Origin of the sequence: Mycoplasmopsis gallinarum DSM 19816, from assembly GCF_000621085.1 — a bacterium.
In the GTDB taxonomy this organism is placed as follows: domain Bacteria; phylum Bacillota_I; class Bacilli_A; order Mycoplasmatales; family Metamycoplasmataceae; genus Mycoplasmopsis; species Mycoplasmopsis gallinarum.
Genome location: NZ_JHZE01000008.1, coordinates 1 through 24,133, shown reverse-complemented (window position 1 = coordinate 24,133; position 24,133 = coordinate 1). Strand labels below are relative to the sequence as shown.

The 24,133-nt window shown below is 26.6% G+C and carries 20 protein-coding genes and 1 pseudogene; 10 read left to right on the top strand and 11 right to left on the bottom strand.

The window, feature by feature from the left end; genetic code table 4:
* Positions 1-178 precede the first annotated feature (178 nt).
* The 5 genes and pseudogenes from Q346_RS04075 to hprK all read right to left on the bottom strand — a co-directional run.
* Positions 179-716: pseudogene (locus Q346_RS04075) on the bottom strand (IS1634-like element ISMsy1 family transposase); the annotation flags it as partial.
* Positions 717-793: 77 nt separating this feature from the next.
* On the bottom strand, positions 794-982 hold the full coding sequence (gene rpmB / locus Q346_RS0101155; protein WP_027332707.1) for a 50S ribosomal protein L28: 189 nt from the start codon (positions 980-982) through the stop codon (positions 794-796).
* A gap of 93 nt (positions 983-1,075) precedes the next feature.
* On the bottom strand, positions 1,076-2,005 hold the full coding sequence (locus Q346_RS0101150) for an NAD(P)/FAD-dependent oxidoreductase (RefSeq protein WP_027332706.1): 930 nt from the start codon (positions 2,003-2,005) through the stop codon (positions 1,076-1,078).
* A gap of 7 nt (positions 2,006-2,012) precedes the next feature.
* Positions 2,013-2,984, bottom strand: coding sequence for a prolipoprotein diacylglyceryl transferase (gene lgt / locus Q346_RS0101145; RefSeq protein WP_027332705.1), 972 nt, complete (start codon positions 2,982-2,984; stop codon positions 2,013-2,015).
* Positions 2,977-3,909 (bottom strand): HPr(Ser) kinase/phosphatase, encoded by a 933-nt coding sequence (gene hprK / locus Q346_RS0101140; protein WP_027332704.1) that lies wholly within the window; start codon positions 3,907-3,909, stop codon positions 2,977-2,979. Before hprK ends, lgt begins: the two co-directional genes overlap by 8 nt.
* Positions 3,910-4,021: 112 nt before the next feature.
* On the opposite strand from hprK, the gene Q346_RS0101135 reads away from it, so the two are divergent.
* Positions 4,022-5,887, top strand: a complete 1,866-nt coding sequence (locus tag Q346_RS0101135) for a ribonuclease J (protein WP_027332703.1) — start codon at positions 4,022-4,024, stop codon at positions 5,885-5,887.
* A 1,324-nt stretch (positions 5,888-7,211) separates the two neighbouring features.
* On the opposite strand, the gene Q346_RS0101115 is transcribed toward Q346_RS0101135, so the two are convergent.
* From Q346_RS0101115 to trmB, 5 genes are all read right to left on the bottom strand, one after another.
* On the bottom strand, positions 7,212-8,183 hold the full coding sequence (locus Q346_RS0101115) for an ABC transporter permease (RefSeq protein ID WP_036437895.1): 972 nt from the start codon (positions 8,181-8,183) through the stop codon (positions 7,212-7,214).
* Between the two features lies 1 nt (position 8,184).
* Entirely contained in the window at positions 8,185-10,014 is a 1,830-nt protein-coding gene (locus Q346_RS04010; protein WP_051521785.1) for an ABC transporter permease, read from the bottom strand.
* A complete protein-coding gene (locus tag Q346_RS0101105; protein WP_027332698.1) occupies positions 10,014-11,543 on the bottom strand; it encodes an ABC transporter ATP-binding protein in 1,530 nt (509 codons plus the stop codon). The genes Q346_RS04010 and Q346_RS0101105 overlap by 1 nt, the downstream gene beginning before the upstream one ends.
* 24 nt (positions 11,544-11,567) lie before the next feature.
* Complete coding sequence (locus tag Q346_RS0101100) at positions 11,568-12,887, bottom strand: BMP family ABC transporter substrate-binding protein (protein ID WP_027332697.1); 1,320 nt, start codon at positions 12,885-12,887, stop codon at positions 11,568-11,570.
* Positions 12,888-13,007: 120 nt separating this feature from the next.
* Positions 13,008-13,640, bottom strand: a complete 633-nt coding sequence (gene trmB, locus Q346_RS0101095) for a tRNA (guanosine(46)-N7)-methyltransferase TrmB (protein ID WP_027332696.1) — start codon at positions 13,638-13,640, stop codon at positions 13,008-13,010.
* Positions 13,641-13,736: 96 nt separating this feature from the next.
* On the opposite strand from trmB, the gene Q346_RS03765 reads away from it, so the two are divergent.
* The 6 genes from Q346_RS03765 (at position 13,737) to Q346_RS0101065 (ending at position 20,006) form a co-directional block, all read left to right on the top strand.
* Positions 13,737-15,905 carry an ATP-dependent Clp protease ATP-binding subunit gene (locus tag Q346_RS03765; RefSeq protein WP_051521784.1) on the top strand — a complete coding sequence of 723 codons (2,169 nt, stop codon included), beginning with the start codon at positions 13,737-13,739 and terminating at the stop codon, positions 15,903-15,905.
* A 75-nt stretch (positions 15,906-15,980) separates the two neighbouring features.
* Positions 15,981-16,946, top strand: a complete 966-nt coding sequence (locus Q346_RS0101085) for a ribose-phosphate pyrophosphokinase (protein ID WP_027332695.1) — start codon at positions 15,981-15,983, stop codon at positions 16,944-16,946.
* Positions 16,946-17,605 carry a 16S rRNA (guanine(527)-N(7))-methyltransferase RsmG gene (gene rsmG / locus Q346_RS0101080; protein WP_036437893.1) on the top strand — a complete coding sequence of 220 codons (660 nt, stop codon included), beginning with the start codon at positions 16,946-16,948 and terminating at the stop codon, positions 17,603-17,605. The genes Q346_RS0101085 and rsmG overlap by 1 nt, the downstream gene beginning before the upstream one ends.
* 188 nt (positions 17,606-17,793) lie before the next feature.
* Positions 17,794-18,138 carry an MG284/MPN403 family protein gene (locus Q346_RS0101075; RefSeq protein ID WP_027332693.1) on the top strand — a complete coding sequence of 115 codons (345 nt, stop codon included), beginning with the start codon at positions 17,794-17,796 and terminating at the stop codon, positions 18,136-18,138.
* Between the two features lie 109 nt (positions 18,139-18,247).
* Positions 18,248-19,546, top strand: a complete 1,299-nt coding sequence (locus Q346_RS0101070) for an MHO_1580 family protein (RefSeq protein ID WP_027332692.1) — start codon at positions 18,248-18,250, stop codon at positions 19,544-19,546.
* On the top strand, positions 19,536-20,006 hold the full coding sequence (locus tag Q346_RS0101065; protein ID WP_027332691.1) for an MHO_1590 family protein: 471 nt from the start codon (positions 19,536-19,538) through the stop codon (positions 20,004-20,006). Before Q346_RS0101070 ends, Q346_RS0101065 begins: the two co-directional genes overlap by 11 nt.
* A 20-nt stretch (positions 20,007-20,026) precedes the next feature.
* Here Q346_RS0101065 and Q346_RS0101060 read toward each other — a convergent pair whose 3' ends face one another.
* The gene (locus Q346_RS0101060) at positions 20,027-21,394 is read right to left on the bottom strand and encodes an FAD-dependent oxidoreductase (RefSeq protein WP_027332690.1); all 1,368 of its coding nucleotides are present in this window, start codon (positions 21,392-21,394) and stop codon (positions 20,027-20,029) included.
* A gap of 88 nt (positions 21,395-21,482) precedes the next feature.
* Here Q346_RS0101060 and Q346_RS0101055 point away from each other — a divergent pair, with 88 nt between their 5' ends.
* The 3 genes from Q346_RS0101055 to Q346_RS0101045 are packed head-to-tail and all read left to right on the top strand — an operon-like array spanning position 21,483 to position 24,098.
* Positions 21,483-22,742 carry a class I tRNA ligase family protein gene (locus tag Q346_RS0101055; protein WP_027332689.1) on the top strand — a complete coding sequence of 420 codons (1,260 nt, stop codon included), beginning with the start codon at positions 21,483-21,485 and terminating at the stop codon, positions 22,740-22,742.
* Between the two features lie 40 nt (positions 22,743-22,782).
* The gene (gene rlmB / locus Q346_RS0101050) at positions 22,783-23,487 is read left to right on the top strand and encodes a 23S rRNA (guanosine(2251)-2'-O)-methyltransferase RlmB (RefSeq protein ID WP_027332688.1); all 705 of its coding nucleotides are present in this window, start codon (positions 22,783-22,785) and stop codon (positions 23,485-23,487) included.
* Between the two features lie 2 nt (positions 23,488-23,489).
* Positions 23,490-24,098, top strand: coding sequence for a hypothetical protein (locus Q346_RS0101045; protein WP_027332687.1), 609 nt, complete (start codon positions 23,490-23,492; stop codon positions 24,096-24,098).
* Positions 24,099-24,133: the final 35 nt, after the last annotated feature.

Here is a 24,133-nt window from a genome sequence, read left to right as displayed (position 1 = left end):
AGATATTTGACACCAAAGCATATTATTACTTTGGTGTTTTTCAATTTAAATTTGATTGAGTTATATCATTGTTATAGAAATTTAAAAATTTTTTAATTTCCTGAGTTTCCAAGTTGTAATTAAGAAAAAAACGAATATGCCTAAAAATAAGGCACATTCGTTTTTTTGCGCTTTTAAATTACAATGATAGACCTTCAACTACATATTGAAAATCACTATATATTTTGTTTAATTCCTTATGTTCTGGGTCTAAATTATTCTTGATTTCACTTACAACATTACCATTCAGAATCTTTGTTATGATTGTTATAAGTTTCAATGCATCTATAAACATATTCATTGTGAGTTCTTGGTTCTCTCCATTATCTTTATAAAATTTCTTTAATTTATAAAACAATTAGAGACAAAAAGCATAAAAATACATGAGATTGAATATGCTCGTCTTTATAAACATAGATCGGTCTAACTTCGATTGTTGATTTTAAGGTTCTCAAACCTTCTACCACTTTTCATTGTTCCTTATATATTTCATTCACTTCTTTTGAATCTATGTTTGTTATGTTGGTTTCAATCATATAAAAGTCATCTTCATTAGCGACTTTTTTAATTTTTTCGATATTTAATCTTCCGACTGTTTTACCATCTACATCCATATACTTTTTCTTATATTCAGGAACCAGAGCACTTAACGGCAATTCACTGTTAACAGACTTTCTGAGTTTCCAAGTTTCAAAGGTTATAAAAACAAAAAAAATATGGAAAAATCCATATTTTGATTAAAGATAAGAAAGGATTAAAAACCTTTGTTTTTAAGTGTTTTAGCTGTTTTTGCACTTACTCTTAAGGTTGTTTTTTTACCATTTAAGTAAATTGTTACTTTTTGAAGGTTTACATTAAATCTACGTTTTGTAGCATTCATAGCGTGTGAACGAAGATTTCCTACCATAGGCCCTTTTCCTGTAATTTGGTCTACTCTTGACATAAGGTTCTCCTTTCTTTAATTATTAAAAAATATATTTTTTACAAAAGTGCTTTAATTATAACTAAAAAAGCATTTTCACTATCTTTTTTTAATTTAATTTTTAGAATCTACAATATTTTTTATTGCAATAGCTCCATCTGCAGCTGCTGTAACTATTTGTCTAACATGCTTTTCTCTAATATCACCTACAGCATAGAGCCCCTTTACTTTAGTTTGCATATTTTCATCAGTTCTTATGAAACCTGATTCATTTAAAATTTCTGAAAAATTATTTACTAATTGATTATTAGGCAATAAACCAATAAAAGGGAAAAATCCATTTGCATTAATTTCAAAAATTGAATTATCTAAATTATTTTTTATTACAAAAGTATTAATTTGATTTTCATTACCTAAAATTTTAATCACTTCAGAATTCATATGAATATGAACATTTGTGTGTTTTTTTAAATCTTCTATTAATTTTTGCTCTGCAATTATTTGATTATCTCTAACAATTAAGTAAACATCGTTAACAATATTAGCTAAAAAAGTGCTTTCTTCAATTGCACTGTTTCCGCCACCAATTACAACTACATTTTGGTCTTTGAAAATCGGTCCATCACACGTTGCACAAAAAGAAATTCCTTTGTATTTATATGTTTCATAATTTTCAATTCAATTTGGTTCTTTGTTTTTCATTCCTGTTGCTACAATTACATTTTTAGCATACATTGTTTCATTAAACTCATCGGCAAAATAAATTTCAAATAATTCCTTATTTTTTTGAATAGATTTTACATTGCCGTATTTATACTCAGCACCAAATTTAATTGCATGATCAAACATTTTGATAGCTAATTCATAACCTTCTATTATTTCAGTTCCTAATCAATTTTCAATTTTAGCAGTTTGACTTAATTTTCCTCCAGGGGCACCTTTATCGATAATTGCTACATTCAATCCAGCTCTTGAGCCGTATAAAGCAGCGTTTAATCCTCCTGGTCCTGTGCCAATTATTATTACATCATAAACTTTATTCATATTCCACCTAATAAGCTAATTCAGTAATTTTTTCTTTAGTTCTTTTAGTTTTAAAGAATCTGGTTGAATTAATTCAATCAATATATTGTTCAGGATGAGCAATTTTGTAATCAAAATAGTATTTTCTTTTGATTTTTATATAGTGAATTTTTGATAAATATTGGAAGTAAATAAAAGCAATTAACCCTAAAATAATGAAAGCAATTGAAGCTACACTATACATTGCATATGAATTTTCTCTTCATGGTTCAAGTGCATATCTAACTAAACCATATCAAATGAAATATAAGCCGGCTGAAGATCCTGGTTTAAGTAATCCAAATCAATTAATAATTCAAACTAAAACTAAATATCCCGCTAAGTTTGCTAAACCTTCATATAAAAATAATGGATATCTATAAAGCGCAATTTGATTATAACTATCAGATACTGCATCTGAAATAAACATATTTTGAGCAAAATTATGTCCAAATATTAAAACTGAATTACCTGATCAATCGACTTTTCCATATAACTCATGGTTAGCATAGTTTCCTCAACGTCCAATTACTTGCCCAATTAATATAGTTGGTACAATAATTGAAGCAACTTTCCGTATATCAATTAAATCTCGTTTAGCATAAATATATGCTAAATCACAAATAAAAGCTAAAACAACTCCCCCTTGAATACTCAATCCACCTTCTCAAATCGCATACCAACGACTAAAATCAAATGTGTCTCTTTTATAAATTCATTCTTCAACTAAATCTCATAATCTAGCTCCAATAATTGCAGCTGGAATGGTAATAAAAATTAAAGTTCATAAAATTTCTCATTTGTATTTTGCTCTATATCAAAAAATTGAAATAGTTAAAATTGCAGCTAAAATACCTAATAATAAGGTTAAAGAATAAGTATGAAAACTTCAGCTTCCAATTTGAAATAAAACTGAAGGAGTATTTGCTTTAATTCCTGCTTCTGGTTGTCAACTAGGCATTATTTATCTCCTTTCTTCGATTTTCAATTAAATCTATAACATTTAAACCGTCTTTTTTAGCTAAATAAGTACTTACTGCAGCCTCAATCAATGATGCAGCAGAAAAACCATTTTTTACTGGCACTTGAATTTTTGGAATTGAACCGTCCATTATCTCGTATTTTTGATATTCAACACCAAGTCTATCAAAAATTACATTTTCATTTTGATTGACTAATTCTACTACTAAATTAATTACACAACCCTCAGTTATGGCTTTAATTCCATAAGTATATTTAATGTTAGTAAAACCGATTCCTCTAACTTCAATTAAATCTTTGGTAATCGCTGGCGAAGTACCGTAAAAATTCGCACCAATATGTTTAATTAATACTGCATCATCACTAATAAAAATATGGCCTCTCAAAACTAATTCCAAAGTTGCTTCTGATTTACCAACTCCAGATTTACCAACTATTAAAACTCCGGTCCCACCAACAGAAACTAAGCATCCGTGGACTTGGACTTCTTCTGAAAAAAAGTCACTTAAATAAGTACCGATTGATGTTGTAATTTTTGATGTGCTTACTGCTGCATGATAAACTGGAATTTTGTATTTATTAGCCACTGAAACAATTCAATTTCTAATTAAAGGTGTAATTCCTTTTGATAATATAACAAGTGGGGGTTCAACAGATAAAATTTTGTCTAAAGTTTTTAAAGCCTGTATTTTTCCTTGTTGTTTAAAAAATACGCTTTCAGTTGTTCCTCAACAAATTACATTTCTGTTATAACGAGTGTTATCAATAATACCTGCCAATTCTAACCCTAACCTTTTAATAGCTGGATTAAAAATATTGCGGTAAATCAATTCTTTCTCACCATTAATTAATGAAATGTTGAATTTGCTAATAATTTTTTTAACATTTATTGATTTTCTTTTCATATTTATTTACCTAAAATAATAATTAAAATTATAATTTATTAGTATTATTTATTTTTAAATAAATAAAAATCGTTTTATATTTCATAAATTAATTTAAAAATAAAGGAGAAAAATGAATCCTACAAGAATAATTCCTATTGGTGGAGTACAAGAAATTGGCAAATCAACTTTAATTGTTGAACAAGATAATCATATTTTTATTATTGACGCTGGAATTAAATTTGCAAATACTGCGACAACTGGTATTAAAGGTATTATTCCAAACTACTCATATTTATATGAAAATCGTGACAAAATTGAAGGTTTATTTATTACTCACGGCCACGAAGATCACATAGGTGGCGTTGTTCATTTGGTTAAACAAGTACCAGTTAAAAGAATTTTTGCACCTAGAATTGCTATTCAGTACTTCAAATTAAAATTTGATGAGCACAGAATTAATCAAAAAATTGAATTTATTGAAATTGAAAAAAATGCGGTTTATCATTTTGGAAATTGTAAAGTTGATTTCTGAACTGCTCAACATTCTATTCCAGATGCTTTTGGAATCAGAATCACTACTCCAAATGGTTCTTTAATGTGTACTGGGGATTTTAGATTTGACTATAATCCAATTGGACACTCATATACTGATTTCGCACGTTTAGATCAAATTGGAAAAGAAGGTTTAACAATCCTTTTATCAGATTCAACTAATGCTATGCGTCCATTTCATTCTCCAAGCGAAAATGATATTCTGACTGATATTGAAAAATATATGCGCCAGGCAACTAAAAAAACTATAATTACTGCTTTTGCTTCTAATTTAACTCGGGTAAAAGCAATTATTGAGTTGGCTGTTAAATTGAAAAAGAAAGTTGTAACTTTTGGTCGTTCAATGGTACAAGGAGTAAAAATCGGACGTAAATTAGGTTATATTAATGCACCAAATAATGTTTTCATTGAGAAAAAAGAAATTAATAATTATCCATCAAAAGATATTGTAATTTTAACAACAGGAAGTCAAGGAGAGCAACTTGCTGCCCTTTCTAGAATGAGTTATAACAAACACCAAAGTGTTAAAATTGAAAAAAACGATTTAATTATTTTTTCATCAAGTCCAATTCCAGGTAATAGAAGCGAAATAGAATTACTTATTAATAGATTAGCTAAATTAGGGGCTATCATTAAGGAAAATGGTGTTGATGGCTACTTGCACACTTCCGGTCATGCTTATAAACATGAACATGCCAAAATTTTTCAACTAACTAAACCTAAATATTTCTTGCCTTATCATGGCGAATATCGTATGTCAATGGTGCATGGACAATCTGCAGTTGAAAATGGTGTAAATCCGCATAACATTATTATTCCTGCTTTAGGTCATGTTTATAATATGCATAAGCAAAACGTTTATGAAACTGATGAAAGAATTGATTTTGGTCCAATTTATATTGATGGTTATACTACTTTAAGTACGAATGCAACTATAATTAAAGATAGAGCAAGATTATCTGAATCTGGTTTTGTTGCTTTAATTTTGAATATTGATAAAACCAAGAATAATATTGTTGGTAGACCAACTTTAATTTCAAGAGGAAGTTTTTATGTAAAAAATTCTCTTGAATTAGTTGAAGAAGCTAAAAGAATTTCTCATGGTTGTGCTTTATTCTATATCAGAAACACCCCTGACTGAAATGTAGTTGAATTAAAACAATTAATTACTGAAAGACTTGAAAATCTATTTCACAATCAAAAAAGAAGAAATCCAATTATTGTCCCTATCATTTTATTCACTGATGAAGAAAATGAGAATTTATTTGAAACAAGCCCAATTCAATTTAATAAAAATGAAGTTAATAAAGAAAATGCTTTAAATAATACTGAAAATCAAAAAGTGTCTAAAACTTCTAAATTATTAAATGAACTTAAATCTGAACTATTAGATCATTATAATGATATCAATGATGATATCCATGATGAAGATGACGAAGAATAGTTAACATCAAAAAAAAGAGAAAGAATTTACTTTCTCTTTTTTTGATTGGTTTTGATCGATATATAAAATTATTTTTTCTTTTTGAAATTAATCGATTTTATACATTTTAATATTATAAAAAGATTGAAACTTAAAAATGCTATTGATATATTCATTCAAACAAAAAATAATGTAGAAATAGGAATCATATTTAGTATTTTTAAGATGAAAATACTCAAATTTGCGATAAGGCCTATGAAAAAGCAAAAAACAATTGGGTCGTAAATTTTATAAATTTTGTTTCTGAATTTATCTATAACATCAAGATATGGATCATCGATTCCATATCTAGCTATTATTGTTAATTTCATTCTTCCTATAAGAACTCGAGGAAAAATTAAAACTTGATAGAATACTGAAAAAATTAGAGCAAGTAATGTTATTGACATTTTTAATTTGTTTCCCCTAGAATTAAATTATTTTCAATAGTTTTTATTTTTATAGCTCCAAAAATAAAACAAAATGAAGCTAGAATAAAATTGGTTAAATTCAAATATAAAAATTCCATTCATTTCTGTCAATTTGCTATATATTCAAATAAAAAACTCAATGTAATCGCACAAAATAGATAAATTAAATTTGTTATTAAATAATAAATTACTATTTTTTTTCTTAGTTTGGGAAATTCAAAAATTTTAAATTTAGTATGCATTTTCTTCTTCAATTTTTTAAATTGATAATTTCAAAAAAATAAATTAACAATTGTAAAAAATAATAAATTAACTGTTAGTATTGAATAAAAAACTATATTTATCATTTCTTCCTTATCTTTTTTAATAAGACAAATTAATCATTTTGAACAAAATTTAATTTTTGTTTTTTGTTTTTCATTTAATAGAATTTATTGTTTTTGATATTAAAGAAATATTTATTCAAATAACAATAATTAATAAATTTATTGAAACAAAAAAAGAAGAATCTATTTTCATTTTGTGAGAAACTGCAATTATAAATATAATAGTATTAAAAATAACGCCATTAATAAGTATAAATAAAAAAGGTTTATAAAATTTATAAATTTTTTTTATTTTTTTCTCATCTTTTATTGTGTATGGATGATTCTCTCCATATAAATCTTTTACTCTTCCATGCGCATAAATATTTGAAGAAAAAGGAAACAATAAAATTGTATAAATTATTAAAAGTATTAATGAACCCATTAAGACAAACATAAAATTCCTATAAATAAAGTATTTTTAGAATTATAAAATTTATCCAAGATTGTCTTTTTCTTTTTTTCTTATCGATTTAAACAAAAATAAAAGGTTGATAACAACCTTTTATTTTATCTTTGCGATTTATCATATGGTATTCCAGCTGCTGCTGGTGCTTTGGATTTTTTACCAGCAAAAAACATGACTGAAATTAAGGTTAATAAATAAGGTAGAATTTCTAAAATTCCAGCATGATCTTTGATTGCAGGGAACATTGATTGGTTGAATGAAAGACTTAATAAAATTGAGAAAATAAATGAAATTCCAGTAATAATTAATATATTTCATTGACCTAAAATCATAATAGCAAGTGCTAAATACCCAAGACCTAACACATCGCCATTAAAAGTGAAACTTCCATCTGAAGTTTTTTGAGCAAAAAATGCTCCTGCAATTGAACCGATAATTCCTGAAATAAAAATTCCTTGTCATTTATAACTATTAACTTTTACTCCAGCCACATCAGCTGCTTGTGGATTTTCCCCGATACTTCTAAATCTAAGACCTCATTTGGTTTTGTATAAAACAATATAACCACCAACAATTATTATTAAAGTAATAATCAAGTTAAATGGAATAATTGGAAATGTTCCTTTAACCCCATCAATTGTAGGTTCTAATGCGAAGTGTAAATGATTAATTGTATTATTTAAATTTGTACTTCCTTGTTCTCCATAAAAACGCATTACGAATAATGCAATTCCTGCTGCTAATAGGTTAAAAGCAAATCCAGAAATTGTTTGTGAACTTTTCAATTTGATAGTCGCAAATCCAAATAATAAAGATGAAACAAATCCAAATAACATTGCTACTAAAGTAGCTGGAATCACTAATCATGGACTATTCCCTCAATTATTATTAATTGCTGTCTGACTAAACATTAAATATCCAATAGCTCCAAAAATCATAGTTCCGTTAATTCCAATATTAACAATTCCTACTTTTTCTGAAAACATACCACTAATTGCTCCTAGAGCTAAAATGCAAAAGAACACAAGAATAAGGTTATATAAAGATGAACCTGATGAAATTGAAATGTTCATTTTATTTAGCTCCTTTCTTGAAATTAAATGCTTTATTAAATCAAGGTTTGATATAAACATTCATCATTGATTGATAATTGTTTTCTACATCTAATTTATAGTGATTTTTTAATTCTTTAATGTTGGCTTTGTGTTGCATTTTGACGTTTTTGATTGCATCAATATTAATTTCATTCAAAGCTTGTCAGTGTTTTTGTTTTAATAATCCAATTTGCTCAAAAGCCTTAATTTGAGCAGATTTATCTTTAGTTGTATAAACTAAATTTAAGAATTTATCTTGTTCTTGTTTGAATTCTTTGTTTAATTCTTTAACCAATTCAATTTTTGATTTTTCTTTAGCTTTAAATTGTGCTAAATCATAATAAATTTCGACTGGCTGATTATTTTTAGAAACTAAATCAGTTTTTAATTGTTGAATTACGTTTTTATCAATTGTTTGATTGCCTTTTTGTAAATTCAACATTTCTTTGTAATAATCCAATTGATTATCTAATTTACTTAATTTTATAAATGAAATTTCTTTCGCTTTTTTATACTCATTTAACATTGAATCTTTATTAGATTCTTTAATGTTTAATTCAATTTTGGCTTTTTTCAATGAATAAGTTTTAATTAATTTTTCTTTTTGCAAGTTTAAATATTTAATTTTCAATAATAGTCATCATTTTTTTGAAGAAACATTCACAATAGATCTTCAAACAAAATTAAATGGTTTGAAGTTATATAACATTTGTGAAAGCGCCGCTAAATATAAAATTGCTGCTGTAATTATTTGTACGTCATCAGGTTTTAAATAAAGCGGATTTGATTGTAATGAAGGGGCTATGGTATATAGCATCGCATAAAATAATGATGAAAGAATGATACCAATTGATGAATTAAGTGCTAATAAAGAAATTGCGATTCCGTCGAATCCTATTCCAAGTGGCACTGTTAAATTTTGGAATAACATACTTTCTTTAAAGAAATAGTACATAAATCCGGCAAATCCAGCAAAAGCTCCAGACACGCTCATTACCAATACTATAGAAATTTTTTCATTAACTCCAATGTATTTTCCATTAGTTTTTGATAAACCAAGCATTTTTAATTTATAACCAAATGTAGTTTGTTTATACATTAAAAATATTCCAATAGATACAACTATGAATAAAATGATTCCGAAAACAGAAAATCCAGTAACCATAGCATTTGAAAGAATTCCAAAGGCTTCTGGTTTAGTTCCAATTGTAATTTGGGTACTGAAATAATTATTGAAAATTTGTTCACCTCAAATAATTTTGGCTCTTGAAACATTAAATAAATATTTTGCTAAATTAACAATAATTCAGTTAAGCATAATGGTTGAAATAACTTCGTGCACATTTAAATAAGCTTTAAGCACACCGGCAATCATTGAAATAAAGGCACCTAAAATAATTGAAAGTACCATTATCATAATTAGATGTCCGAGATTAATGTTGCTTCCATTTACTCCCATAACCATTAATAAACTAAAGCCTACTAATCCCGAAATCATCATTTGGCCACTAATACCAATATTAAATAGGCCTGATTTAAATCCAATAGCAGAAGCTAGTCCTGCAAATCCGAAAATTATTAAATAAATTAATAAATTGCTTGCTTTGGTTCCTTTAAATGCTTCTCCTCATTTTTCGAAGAAAACAAAAGGATTCCCTTGTCCTAAAATTGCAATAATAATAATTGCCACAAAAAGTCCAAGTACTACAGATCAAACTGATGAAAAAACTTTTCTTGTTGTGCTTTTAGTTTGATCTAATCTTATAAATGATCTTAGATTTTGGCTTCAATTTAAGATTTTTTCTTTCATTATTTATTCTCCTTTTTTGAGGCCATAAATTCTCCGATTTGACTTCTTGTAATTTCTTTAGCATCTTTAATTGCAACTAATTCACCTTCGTTAATAACTCCAATTGTATCTGCCAAGGCAAGAACTTCATCTAATTCATAAGAAATAAGTAAAATTCCTTTGCCATTTTCTTTTTCTTTAATAATTTGTTGATGAATATTATTAATTGCTTTGACATCTAAACCACGAGTTGGTTGCATTATGATGATGAATTCATGTGGAGTTTCTATTTCACGACCAACAATAAATTTTTGTTGATTTCCACCAGAAAGAGATCTTGATTGGGCATAGCCATTCAAAGCACCTCTTACATCATATTTTTCAATAATTTCGTTAGTAAATTCTTTTTTACTTCTATTTTTAATTCAAGTAAATGTTTGAAATTTTTTATCTCATAATCTACGTAAAATTGAGTTTTCTTGAATATTGTAATCTAAAACTAAACCATGTGCATGTCTGTCAGTTGGAATAAATGAAATTCCATTTTTTGATCTTTTTAAAACTTTGTCTTTAGTAATATCAATTAATTCGCCATTTTGATTAGCTTTATAAATTTTTCCTTCTGAAGGCAAGATCATTCCTGAACAAATTTGTTCTAATTCTCTTTGTCCATTTCCTTCAACTCCTGCAATAGCAAAAATTTCACCTGCATGAATTTTTAATGAAAGATTTTGAAGATTCTTGACTTGATTTTTAGTAGAAATATTTTGTAATTCAAAAATTATTTTTTTACGTTCAGTTGGTAAATTATTTTTAGCCATTACCACATTTGATCCAACCATCGCTTTAACAATTTCATCCATTGGAGTTGTTTTAACATCATAAGTTCCAATAACTTTTCCATGTCTTAAAACAGTCGCATAATCAGAAACTTGTTGAATTTCTCTTAATTTGTGGGTAATAAATAATATTGTTTTTCCAGCTTCTCTAAAAATTTCAAATGATTTTAATAACCCTTGAATTTCTTCGTCAGTTAGAACCGCAGTTGGTTCATCGAAAATTAAAATGTCATTATCTCTAAAAAGCATCTTCATAATTTCAACTTTTTGTTGAGTTGAAACTGTTGAATCGCCACTTAACATTTTTAAATCAAAATTTAAATTGTATTTTTCTTGTAAGGAAATAATCTTATCTGTTGCTATTTTTCTGTCTATAAAATTATTCTTGGTCCATTCAGAACCAAGAATAATGTTGTCTAAGTTTGAAAACACTTTAACAAGTTTAAAGTGTTGGTGAACCATCCCAATTCCATAATTAGTTGCATCATTTGGTCCTTTAAAAAAGACTTTTTTGTCATTAATTAAAATTTCGCCTGATGTTGGTTCATATAAACCGAATAACATACTCATTAAAGTACTTTTTCCGGCCCCATTTTCACCTATTAAAGCATGAATTGTTCCCTTTTTAACTTTAAAACTAACATCATCGTTAGCTTTAATACCAGGGAATTCCTTAGTTATATGTCTAAATTCAATTGCGTTTTGAGACATAAATTAGAATAATTTTATTTACAACTAAGAAGTTGTAATTTTAGTTGCAACAGATAATTGATTAATTCTTTCTTGATTATCGTTAACTTCTTGTCCATCTTTTTGAACTTTGTTTGACATTAATCATTCTTTAGTTGTAGCATCTAAACTTGAAAATACTGTTTTTGCATCACTTAAAGCTTTTTCTGCGATTGCTTTATTTGTGCCTTCAATATTAGTTGGAGCTGTTCCTACTCAGTTATCGGCTACCCCTTTAACTAAAGTTCCGTTAGTTCTTCCAGATACAAAACCACCTAATAATTCCGCTTTATTTAAAATAATTCCTGAAACTGTATCAAATACAGCTTGTCCTAAATTTTTAAGAATTGATGAGAAGAAACGGTGTCTGTATTCTTTAGATTCAGATAAAGCTTGGTTTGAATCAACTCCAATCACAATTCTATCTTTGTTTGATTTGAAGTTTTCATTTTTAACTACAACTGATGTAAATGGTCCAGCAACTGGTAAAATTGCAGTTCCATTTCTATCAATAACATCTGAAGAAACTTTAGTTACCATTGAGTTGTCATTAGCATTAAATCCTGTGTTAAGAATAACTGGATTTGCATCATTTGAAGAAACTTTTTTATTTACATCAGTTTGTAATGAATTAAAGTGCATTACACCTTTGTAAAGTCCTTCATTGAAGTCAGTAACTCCTGGGAAAGTACCACCACCAAAAGTACTAAAAGTTCTCTTAGCAGCATTTTCTGCACCTGGGAAAACTTCTGAAAGATATTGAGCTAATGCATATCCTGCAATGAATGCCCCTTCTTTGGTTAAGAATTCGATTGAAATTCCTTTTCCTGCTGGAACTTCTGCTGGCATTGCAAAGTCTAATCCTACAAAGATTATTCCTTTTGCATCAACTTCAGCTTTATGTTTTGCATAAAAAGCCTTTACATGATCTTCGTGATGGAATCCAGGTAGAACAAAGATTTTTACTCCATCAGCTAAAGCTTGTTCATACATTTGCATAAAGTTGCTGCTTTTTACTTCATAAACACCATATTTTTCGAAAGGCAATTCATTAAATTCACCAAATTTAATTAACCCTTCTCATGATGATTGGTTAAATGATTTATCAGTTAATTCACCACCATCAGTAATAACTGCCACTTTAGGCATATTTTGCACTTGTTCAGCAGTTAATTTTAATGCTTCATTTGGTTCAACATCGCTAACTAACACTGAAGGTTTTTTAGGGTGTGCTGAATTATTGCAACCTGCTGATAATGCAGTTAAAGATACTGCCACTGGCATAGATGCTAATAAAACACCTTTTAATCATGTTTTTTTAAACATAAATACTCCTTAGTTTGTTTGAAAAGATATTGTTTAATATCTTAATATATATTATAAAAGTTAATAAATTAAGTGTCAAAATTAAAAAAAGAGCTAAAAAATAAAAATATGGAAAAAAAGCTATTTTTTTTCCATAGATTGTGGTTTTTTAGCCACTATAAAATTAATATTTTTACCTAAACTGCTTCATTTTATTTCATAACCCGTTTTGACATTTTCATTGTTATATTTGCTTTGATGTAAGTCAGTGCCGTTGTCAACAATTGATCAATTATTCTCTTTAAAACTTTCTAATGAGTATTCATATAATTTGTCATTGTCTGATTTGAAAAATAAAATGGTGTTTTCGTTCATAATTGAACAATATTTACTTAAATAATCTTTATAAGTTAATCTTCTTCTTTCATGGCGATTTTTAGGTCAAGGATCACTAAAAGTTAGTCAAATTTTGGCACAATTGCCTTCAAAAATTTCATTTAATTTTGTCGCATCATCTAAAATTAAATGAAAATTTTTTAATTGGTATTCTTGTGCTTTTTTAATTGCTTTAGATGCAACTGTTGCATATTTTTCTAATCCATAAAACTGAATTGAAGGATTGGACTTAGCCAATTCTACAATCATTTCTCCTTTTCCCATACCTATTTCAATAACTTCGGTTCCATTCAATTTAATTGGATAAGTTTTATTATTAATTAAATAACCTGAATTAATTATTTTCTCTTCTGCATTTTTATCAAATCTTAATCTCATAAAATTTATTTTATCAAACAAAAAATTTTTTATTTTTTTTAGCACTCTAACTATTTAAGTGCTAAAATATATATATTAAATTTTGGGAGGTAAAAAATGGATTTCAATTTTGATGACTTTTTAAATAATATTAATAATAATCAAAAAGATAAGAAGAATGAAGATGATGTCTTAAAAAAATATGGTCGAAATCTAACTGATTTAGCTGCTAGAAATGAATTAGATCCCGTTATTAATCGTGATGATGAAATTCGAAGAATGATTAGAATTTTAAGTCGTAAAACTAAAAATAATCCTGTTTTGGTTGGTGAACCTGGAGTTGGTAAAACCGCTATTGTTGAAGGATTGGCAAGAAAAATTGTTGAAGGTCAAGTGCCTGAAAATTTAAAAGGTAAAGATGTAATTGAACTTGATTTAGGTAGTTTGATTGCTGGTGCTTCATATCAAGGACAATTTGAGCAAAGATTAAAAGATATTCTTAAGAGAATTGATGAATCTAATGGTGAAATTATTGTATTTATTGATGAAATTCATATGTTAATTGGAGCTGGTCGTAATTCTGATGGCGGTATGGATGCAGCCAATATTATTAAACCTTTAATGGCAAGAGGAAAAATGCATCTTATAGGCGCCACTACTTTTGATGAATACCGCAAGTACATTGAAAAAGATGCGGCGCTTGAAAGAAGAATGCAAAAAATCGATGTTAAAGAGCCTTCAATTGGCGACACTATTACCATTTTAAGAGGAATTAAAGATCGTTTTGAAAACTTTCACAATGTTAAAATTCAAGATGACGCTTTAATTGCAGCTGCTAAATTAAGTTCAAGATATATTTCAGATCGTTTCTTACCAGATAAAGCTATTGATTTAGTTGATGAAGCTGCCGCCACAATTAAAACTGAAATTAATTTTCAACCAGAAAAATTGGAAAAAGCAAAACAAAAATTAGCTAAACTTGAAATGGAAAAATTTGCTTTATCAGAAGAAGATAAAACTAAACATGCTGAAAGAATTAAAAATATTGAACAAGAAATAGCTACAATTAATGCTTTAATTAATGAACTACAACATAAATGAGACATTGAAAAAAATAGATTAAATGAACTTTCTAATCTAAGACATAGATTAGATAATTTAAATCATATGTTGACTATTTATCAAAATGAAGCTGACTATGAAAAAGCATCTAAACTTATGTACGATGAAATTCCAAGTGTTAAATTAAAAATTAAGGAACTTGAAAATTTAATTAATAATTCAAGCAATACTTTAATTAAAGACACCGTTACTGAAGAAGAAATTGCTGCAATTGTTGCTAAATGAACTAATATTCCTGTAACTAAACTTTTAGAAACTGATCGTGAAAAATTATTAAACCTTAAACATGATTTAGAATCTAAAGTAAAAGGACAAGATGAAGCCATTACTTTAGTTTCACAAGCTGTAATTCGTGCAAAAGCTAATATCAATGATCCTAATAGACCTTTGGCTAGTTTTCTATTCACTGGTCCTACTGGAGTTGGAAAAACAGAGTTAGCAAGAACTCTTGCTTATTCACTTTTTGACAGTGAAAAACAAATGATTAGACTAGATATGTCAGAATACATGGAAAAACATAGTGTTGCTAAAATAATTGGTGCTCCTCCAGGATACATCGGTTATGATTCAACTGGTTCATTAACTGAAAAAATTCGTCGTAACCCTTACACAATTTTACTTTTTGATGAAATTGAAAAAGCACATCGTGATGTATTAAACATTCTTTTACAAATTCTCGATAATGGAACAATCACCGATTCAAAAGGTAGAGTTATCAATTGTCGAAATTTAATTGTTATTATGACAAGTAATATAGCTTCAGAAAAAATTTTAAATGAACTTGAGGATATGCCTTCAATTAAGGCTGAATTACTCAAATTTTTAAGTCCAGAATTTTTAAATAGAATTGATGAAGTTATTACATTTAAACCGCTTTCAAAAGAAGCTATTAAGGAAGTTGTTAAATTAGAACTTGATAAATTAATTAAAAGAGTTAAAAGTGCAAAAGATATTAACCTTGCATATGATGACAAAGTTGCTGAATTTATAGCTGAAAAGGCATATGATCCAAATTTTGGAGCAAGACCTATTCGTCGTTATGTGCAAAATAATCTAGAAAGTGTTATTGCTTATAAAATTATTGATGGTTCAATTAAAAAAGACCACAAATACAAAATTGACATTCTTTTAAATCAATTTGTTATTAATGAAGCTACAAAATAGTCGCGATTTTTCGCGATTTTTTTATTTTTTTAAATAACTTAATAAAAATATAATTTAAATAAGGAGACAAAATTTATGAATAAAAAAAATGTAATCCTTTTTGGAATGCCTAATTGCTATAAATTAGCTAAAAATATCTCTAATCGTTTAGAAATTCCTTTATCAGAAATTAAAAGAATCACTTTTGCAGATACAGAAAGCATGTTAATTAGCCAACAAACAGTAAGGCAAAAAGACGTTTTTGTTGTTGCAAGCACATCTATGCCTGTGAATGAAAATTTAATGGAACTTTTAATTTTTCTTGATTCCTTAAAAAGAGCTTCTGCTAATTCAATCACTGTGATTTTAACTTACTATGGATATGCGCGCCAAGACCGCAAAGAAAGTGGTCGTCAACCTATAAGTGCTAAGCTTGTTGCAAATCTATTGCAAACCGCTGGAGCAACTAAAATTATTGCTGTTGATTTACATAATCCGGCTATTCAAGGTTTTTTTGATATTCCAATTGATGATTTAAAAGGCGCTTTTGTTCTTGCTAAACCAATTATTGATTCTAAAGAAACTTTCACTGTTGTTTCACCAGATCACGGAGGCACCAATCGTGCTCGTAAATTAGCTGAATTGATTGCTAATAGTATTAAAATTTGCATTATTGACAAACGGAGAATTGATACTGATAAAACTGAAATTTTAGGTTTAATTGGAAATATTAAGGATCAAAATGCCGTTATTATTGATGATATCATTGATACAGGTGGAACTATTTTAAAAGCAGCGCAAGCGTTAAAAGATAACGGTGCAAGAAAAATTATTATTGCTGCAACTCATGGCTTATTTACTAAAGGTTTTGAAATGTTTGAAAATAATCCAAATATTGAAAAAGTGATAATTACTGATTCAATTAATAATGAACATTTAGTTTCAAAATTTTCAAAATTGCAAGTAGTATCTTTAGATAAATTTTTAGCTGGTGTTATTGACTGTCACATAAATGGTTCGTCAATTTCAACACTTTACAATAGATTCCAGGAACTAATTTAATGAAAAAAGAACTTGACTCTAAAATTTATAAATATTTAGAACTTGTTTATAGTAAAAATCAAGTAATGAATATAACTGGCTTTAAAAACAAAGAAGACATATTAAATGAAGGAATAATTAATTCTTTATTAGCTTTTGAACCTTTAATTAATCAAATTGATCTAAACTCTGTTTATTCTTTATTAGACATTGGCGCTGGCCCGGGATTTCCTTCTGTGCCTGTTCTTATTGAAAATCAAAATTTATTTAAATTGACTATTATGGAAAGTCAAAAGAAAAGATGCGAATTTCTTAAAAATGTTTCTGAAGATTTGAATTTAAATTTTCAAATAATTAATTCTAGAGCAGAAGAATATAATCATAACTATGTTTTTGATTTCATTACTGCAAGAGCATTAAGTTCTATTAAAAATATTTTTTTAATGTCTCATCATTTACTTAAAAAAAATGGTTATTGATATTTATTAAAGGGAGAAAATTATCAAGTTGAAATTGACGAGTTTTTACATTTTTTCCCCGAGAAATCTAAGGATATTGAAATTTTTAAGTATTTAACTTTTGACAATAAATTAAGTTATATTGTAAAAATTAAAAAAACTAAAAATACACCAAAAAACTGGCCATTAAAGTGAAATAACATTTTGAATTATAAAAAATAATTATGTTTTCCTTTTTTTTCAAATTAATTTGAACTTTTGAAAATGCCTCTTCTGTAGAGGTATTTTTTAATATTAAAAATGGCTAATAATTCAACTTGATTACCAACAAAAAAGACTAAATTTTTTATTATTTTTTTATTTTTCGCCTTTTTGATTTAAATTAGCAATTTAAATTTGAAAGGAGATATATGATTTCGTTGAACAATTATTTTTCAAATAAACTTTCTTCTATTGAACAAGCTAAAATAGTCAAAACTATTTGTAAAATGGAAAAAATCAATAGAAGTCTTTGAAAAGAAAAAGAGAAAATCAATAACAAAAATAAAATTAAGTATGAGCCTATAAATAGGTTAAATAAAGTTCTTAATCTACTTGGAACAAATAGCAAATTAATTATTGAAAATGATTTTATTAACCAAAATACTAACAAGGATTGAATGTTGGATTATTTTTCAAGCACAACATATTATAAATTCAGAAAAATAGCTACGGAGGAGTTTCTTTATTATTACTTCAATCAATTTAAATTCTAATTATCAAGATAAGATAGTTCAAGAATACAAAATTAAAAATCCAATAAATATTGCACAGGAAGAATGAATAATTGATAAATATTATAATTATATTCATCTTCCAACAAATTTGGATCCTTATGCTAAAAATTCAACCCATCGTGGTGGAAATAGAATTAGAACAAAAGAATTAATTATTGTAAAAAAATCATACAACAATGATAATTTTTGAATAAATTTTAACATTTTTGTTCCCGAAAATTTATGGGATGAATCGGTTTTTGATGAATTTGCAATATCAATTAATAACAAATATGTAGATAATAATTTGTATGAAGATAAAGTAGTTTCACATAAAATGAGCGATATTTATATGAAGAAAGTTGCATTTCCTGATAGATACGATGTAGAAGGCACCTATCCTGAAGGATCGATGTTTAAAACTTTTTCGTTCACTCTTTCTTCTGTGGCTCTTGGTGTCAAATACTCAGAACTAGAAACTATTTCTTTATCATATTTTGGTGAACACAGCACAGAGGGTCCATATTATTGCCATTTGAGAAAAAATCCTATCATCAATAAAAATTTCAATGTAAATACACAAGAAAACGAAGTAAACTTTTTAATTCCAAATTCTTTTGTTTTCTTTATTGACGATGATAATCACAAAAGAAATTATTTTAATAATTTCGATATTTTGAAAGTCAAAATTCCCAAAACTAATCAGTTTGAAGTTAATAATAAATTGCTTACAGTTGAAATTGATTATCAACATACCTTGTCATTTCCATATATTGAGCACAAATATTCTGCAAGAATGCATCCAAATCCTTCAGTTTATGGAGTTGGACCATCTCATTTTGCTTTTGGAGAAATTTTTAAAGAAATTAAAAGAATGAATGAAGTAAGTCAAGGTCCTCCAAAATATAACTTTGTAGATTTTAAAAATCAATTATTAGGTTTTCAGCCTAACATAACAACGAAAATCGTAAAAAATTGGACTAATAAAACGGATTATAAAAATGCATTTAAAGAAATTAAAGATTATTTCTTTGATGATTATTTAACTTTTGATTTTAATGAAATGACTTTATCTGTTTCTGATGAAGCAACAGAAAAAGGGTATATAGTGCCTCCTTATTTTTCTGGAATTTTAACTAATAAATATCACATTCTTTTTGATTATGGACATAACAATAAAAAAGAGTTAATAAATTTAAATATAAAAAATACAAATATTATTGAAAAACCAATTTTAAATTCAGATAACTTAGGATATGTAAAATTAAACTTTAATGAAACAATAACTGAAACAAAAGATGAAAATTGAAATTATTCAATTGCTTTGGAAAATACCAATGACTTTTTACTTAAATCAAACTTAAATTTTGAAGATATAAAATTTATGGAGATTTTAAATGAAACTTAAAAATTTTCTTTTTTCCTCTCTAGCGATAACTGGCTTAATTGGAATAATTGTCCCCGTTTCTGTTGTTTCGTTAAAGAAGCAAAAAAATACTTCAAAAGTAAAACCTATTAAAAAGGATCCTAAAACAGGAAGAGAAATTGAAAAAGAATCTCCAAAAGATTCTTTAAATGTTGAAAATATTTATTTTCCAGAAATTGATTACAAAAATTATTATAAATACATAAGATATGAAAATGGTAAAGTCTATTGAGATAAAAAAATTGTTCCTAATTTGGTTCAATTTGTAATTAAAAATTTTCCTTCTTCTGAAGGTAAAATTTTCTATAAATTCACTTTTGATCCTGAATTTATTATTGACTTTAAATGAGAATTTAATAATCAAAAAGTTTTACACAGATATAAATTTGAAATTGATAAAACAGAATTAGAGGAAATTTTAAATAAAAATTCTGGGGCATAGCCAGAATTTTTATTTATTAATTATTTTTTGTAATTTAATCCTAATGCTTTTAACATTGGCATTAACATGAAGTTAAATGGTTTATTGAAATGTGGCAAGAAAAATACGTCTGTTAATGCTGTATCAACAAGTGTTGCGCCTTTTTGAAGAGCAAAACCAAACATATAAACAACTTCTGTGTGGTTTGCTTTTCCTCATGAACCTACTTGAACACCAAGTAATTTTAATGTGTTTTTATCATAAACGATTTTAAATCCTACTTTTTCGTAGTCTTTTACAAATTCACATTTATCATTGTCTTCAAAATAAATTGCTCCCACATTATCAAACCCGTTTTGTTTAGCCATTTTTTCGGTAAATCCTGTTGAAGCATATTTACAATTAAATACGTTAATAGAATTAGTACCAACAACTCCTGGGAAAGCAACTTTCATTCCTGCTAAATTAAGAGCTGCAACAATACCGGTTTTAACAGCATTTGTCGCTAAAGCAACGTGTGAGTAATTATTGCTTACACAGTGTTTTAATGCTGCTGAATCTCCTAATACATAAATGTTTTCATCTGAAATTGATTGTTGAAATTCATTAACTTTTATAGCTCCATTAGGTAATTTTTCAACACCTTCAATAACTGAAGTATTTGGTCTAAAACCAACACTCATAATTACTAAATCAGCTTTATATTCGCCTTTGTCAGTAACCACTGCTGAAACATGTTCGCCATCTTCAGATTTGAATTCAACACATTTTTGGCCTAATGCTAATTCAATCCCGTCTTTTAGCATATTTTCTTCCATTTTTTCTGTGAATTCTTCATCTAAATAATTTGAAACTACTCTTTCATTTAAATCAATTAAAGTAACTTTTTTGCCTTTCATATGGAATGCTTCTACAAGCTCAATTCCAATATATCCAGCTCCAACCACAACAACATTTTCAATTTTAGGATCGTTAGCTTTTTCAACTAAGTATTGAGCATGTTGATAAAGTTTAGATAAAACAATATTTTTATAATCAATTCCTTTAATAGGAGGAACAATTGGTCAAGTTCCACCAGCAAAAACTAATTTGTCATATGTATCTATAAATTCTTCGCCAGTTTTAAGATTTTTAACAGTTAATTCTTTTTTTTCTTTGTCAATTTTAATAACATCATGTTCGATGTGTAAGTCAACACCATATTCATTTTTTAAAATTTCTGGTGATGAATAAAATAATCCACCTGGTTCTTTAAAAAGTCCTGCTACTCAAATAGCAATTCCACAACCTAAAAATGATGTATTTCAATTTCTTTCATAAGCTACAACTTGTGCTTCTGGATTTACTGTTTTTAATGTTCTTAAAAAAGAAGTTCCTGCGTGGTTTGCACCAACAACAACAATTTTCATATATATCTCCTTAAATTTTTATAATTAAATTTTATTATTTTATTTATCATTTTTACTATATAAATTTTTAAATAAATAAGGAAAATATATGAAATCAAGAAATAATTTAAATATTTATGTTTGTGGGCCAACAGTTTATAACTATGTTCATATCGGAAATTTAAGGCCGATTTTAACTTATGATTTAATGTTAAAAGGTTGAAGAGAGTTGGGCAATTCTTTTAATTTTGTTCATAATTTGACTGATATTGATGACAAAATAATTAAAAAAGCACTTGATGAAAATAAAACTGAAAAAGAAATATCTGAATTTTATGCAGAAGATTATTTAAAATTATTGTCTGATCTTAACGTTAATACAATTACTTCAATAGAAAAAGTAACAAATAATATTGAATTTATTGCTGATTATGTTCAAAAATTATTAGAAAAAAATAATGCATATAAAGACAATCAAAATAATATTTGATTTAATATTGAAAAAAATCAAAATCATTATGGCATTGTTTCTAATCAAAAATTAATTAATATGAATTTTGAAGAAAATGATTCTAATAAATTGTTTGAAGCAGATTTTGCTCTTTGAAAAAACACTACTATAGGAATTAAATATCAAACAAAAATTGGATATGGTAGGCCAGGATGACATACTGAGTGTTGTGCTTTAATTTCTAAGCATTTTGGTTCTGAAGGGGTGGATATACATGGAGGTGGAATGGATTTGACATTCCCACATCATGAAAATGAAAATATTCAACATTTTGCACTTTACAATAAAAATATAGCAAAAGAATGAATAAGAACTGGTCAAATTAACTTAGATGGATTGAAAATGTCTAAATCTCTAGGGAATATCATTTTAGCTAATGATTTTATTGAAAAATATGGGCCTGAAATTTTAAAACTAATTATTTTAAATTCAAAAATTTCAGCGCCTATTAACATTACAGATTCATTAATAGATAATATGCAAGCGATTTTGATTAAATATAAAAAATTTATTTTTAAGTTTTTTATATTAAACATTGATACTCAATCAGAAAATTTAATTAAATTTAAAGAAAATGAGATTTTTTTAAAAGCAATGGAATCTCTTTCAAAATTTGATTTTGCAGATTTTAATTTGATTTTAAATTCTTTAATAAAAGATTTTAATAAAGACACAAATTATGAAACCGCTTCAATTATTTTTAAAATTCTTTCTATTATTCACCCTAAATTAACAAATAAATCACAATATAAAGTATCGTTAGAAATTTATGAACAATGACAAAAATACCTTAAAGAAAGGGATTTTCTTAATGCTGATAAATTAAGAAAACAATTAATTGATGAAAAACTTATATAAAAAAGAAAAAACACAAAAATGGAAAAATAAAGAGCAAAATTTGAAAAAATTATTTGTGTGTGGGAAAAATTCTGTTTTTGATGCAATAAAAAATGGCTTTAATTTAGAAAAAATTTTTGTTAATAATGAAGTTCTTGCACACAAAATTAAAAAATATGGCAATTTTGATATAGAAACAAAAGACGAGACTTTTTTTCTTGATTTCAAAGATATAAATCATCAGGGAATTGTTGCTTTCTTAAAAGAATTTCCAATACATGATTTACAAGTTATTCAAAAAGATAAACCAAATTTTGTGTTGATGCTTGATAAAATTCAAGATCCTCATAATTTAGGAGCAATAATTAGAACAGCTAATGCTCTTGGGGTTAAACACATAATAATGACTAAAGAGAAAAGTGCTGATATTACTTCTAGTGTGTTAAAGATTAGTTCGGGTGGTTTTATTGGTATGAAAATAATAAAATCAGCTAATTTAGTTTCAAGTATTAAAAAATTAAAAGAATTTGGTTATTGAATTTATGCTTCTGCTTTAAGCGAAAAAGCAAAAGAACTTGATGATGTTAATTATAATTTTCCTATTTGTTTAATTGTTGGAAATGAAGGTGATGGAGTTTCATTACCCGTACTGAAACAAGCAGATGAATTAATATATATTAAACAATATGGAACCGTTCAATCTTTAAATGTTTCTGTTGCCACAGGGATTCTTTTGAATTCTATTGTTAAAAAGGGGAATGAGTAATTTTGATTTTAAATAAAATTAAAATATTTAAAAATTTAGTTGAAAATTTTGAAAATGATAAATTAATTCTTTTTATTAATGATTGTAAAAATAATGAGTTAATTTTAATTGTTGATTTTTGGTATAAAGAAAAAATTTATTCAATGATTAATTTATATAAAGAACTTTTGATGCTAAGTTATTATTCTATTAATGATATTTATCAAGAATTTTTAATGATTGTAGCTTCTGTTTTAAAAAAATATAAACCACACTTAGATAAATGTTCTTTTACTTCTTTTCTTCTTTCCGTTGTAAAAAAATTTACGATGTCCAAAATTAAATCTTCTACTTCAACAACTAAAAAACCTAAATTGGGATTTATTGATTTTGACAATTTATATTATGTTATAGATGAAGATGCCTCAAACAATATAGAGAAGGAAATTCAAGCTACAGACATTAAAAATTTAATTAAATTTGTTGATGTTAAAAAAGATCCTTATTGTAAATATTTATCATCAGATTTAAAAACTAAAAATTTTTATTCAACCACAAAGATTAATCAAATAAAAAGTGATTTTATTCAAAAAGTAAATTTTTTCTTTTCTTTTCAAAAAAGAAATTTATAATGAAAATATAAAAGGTCCTTTAGGGACTTTTTTAT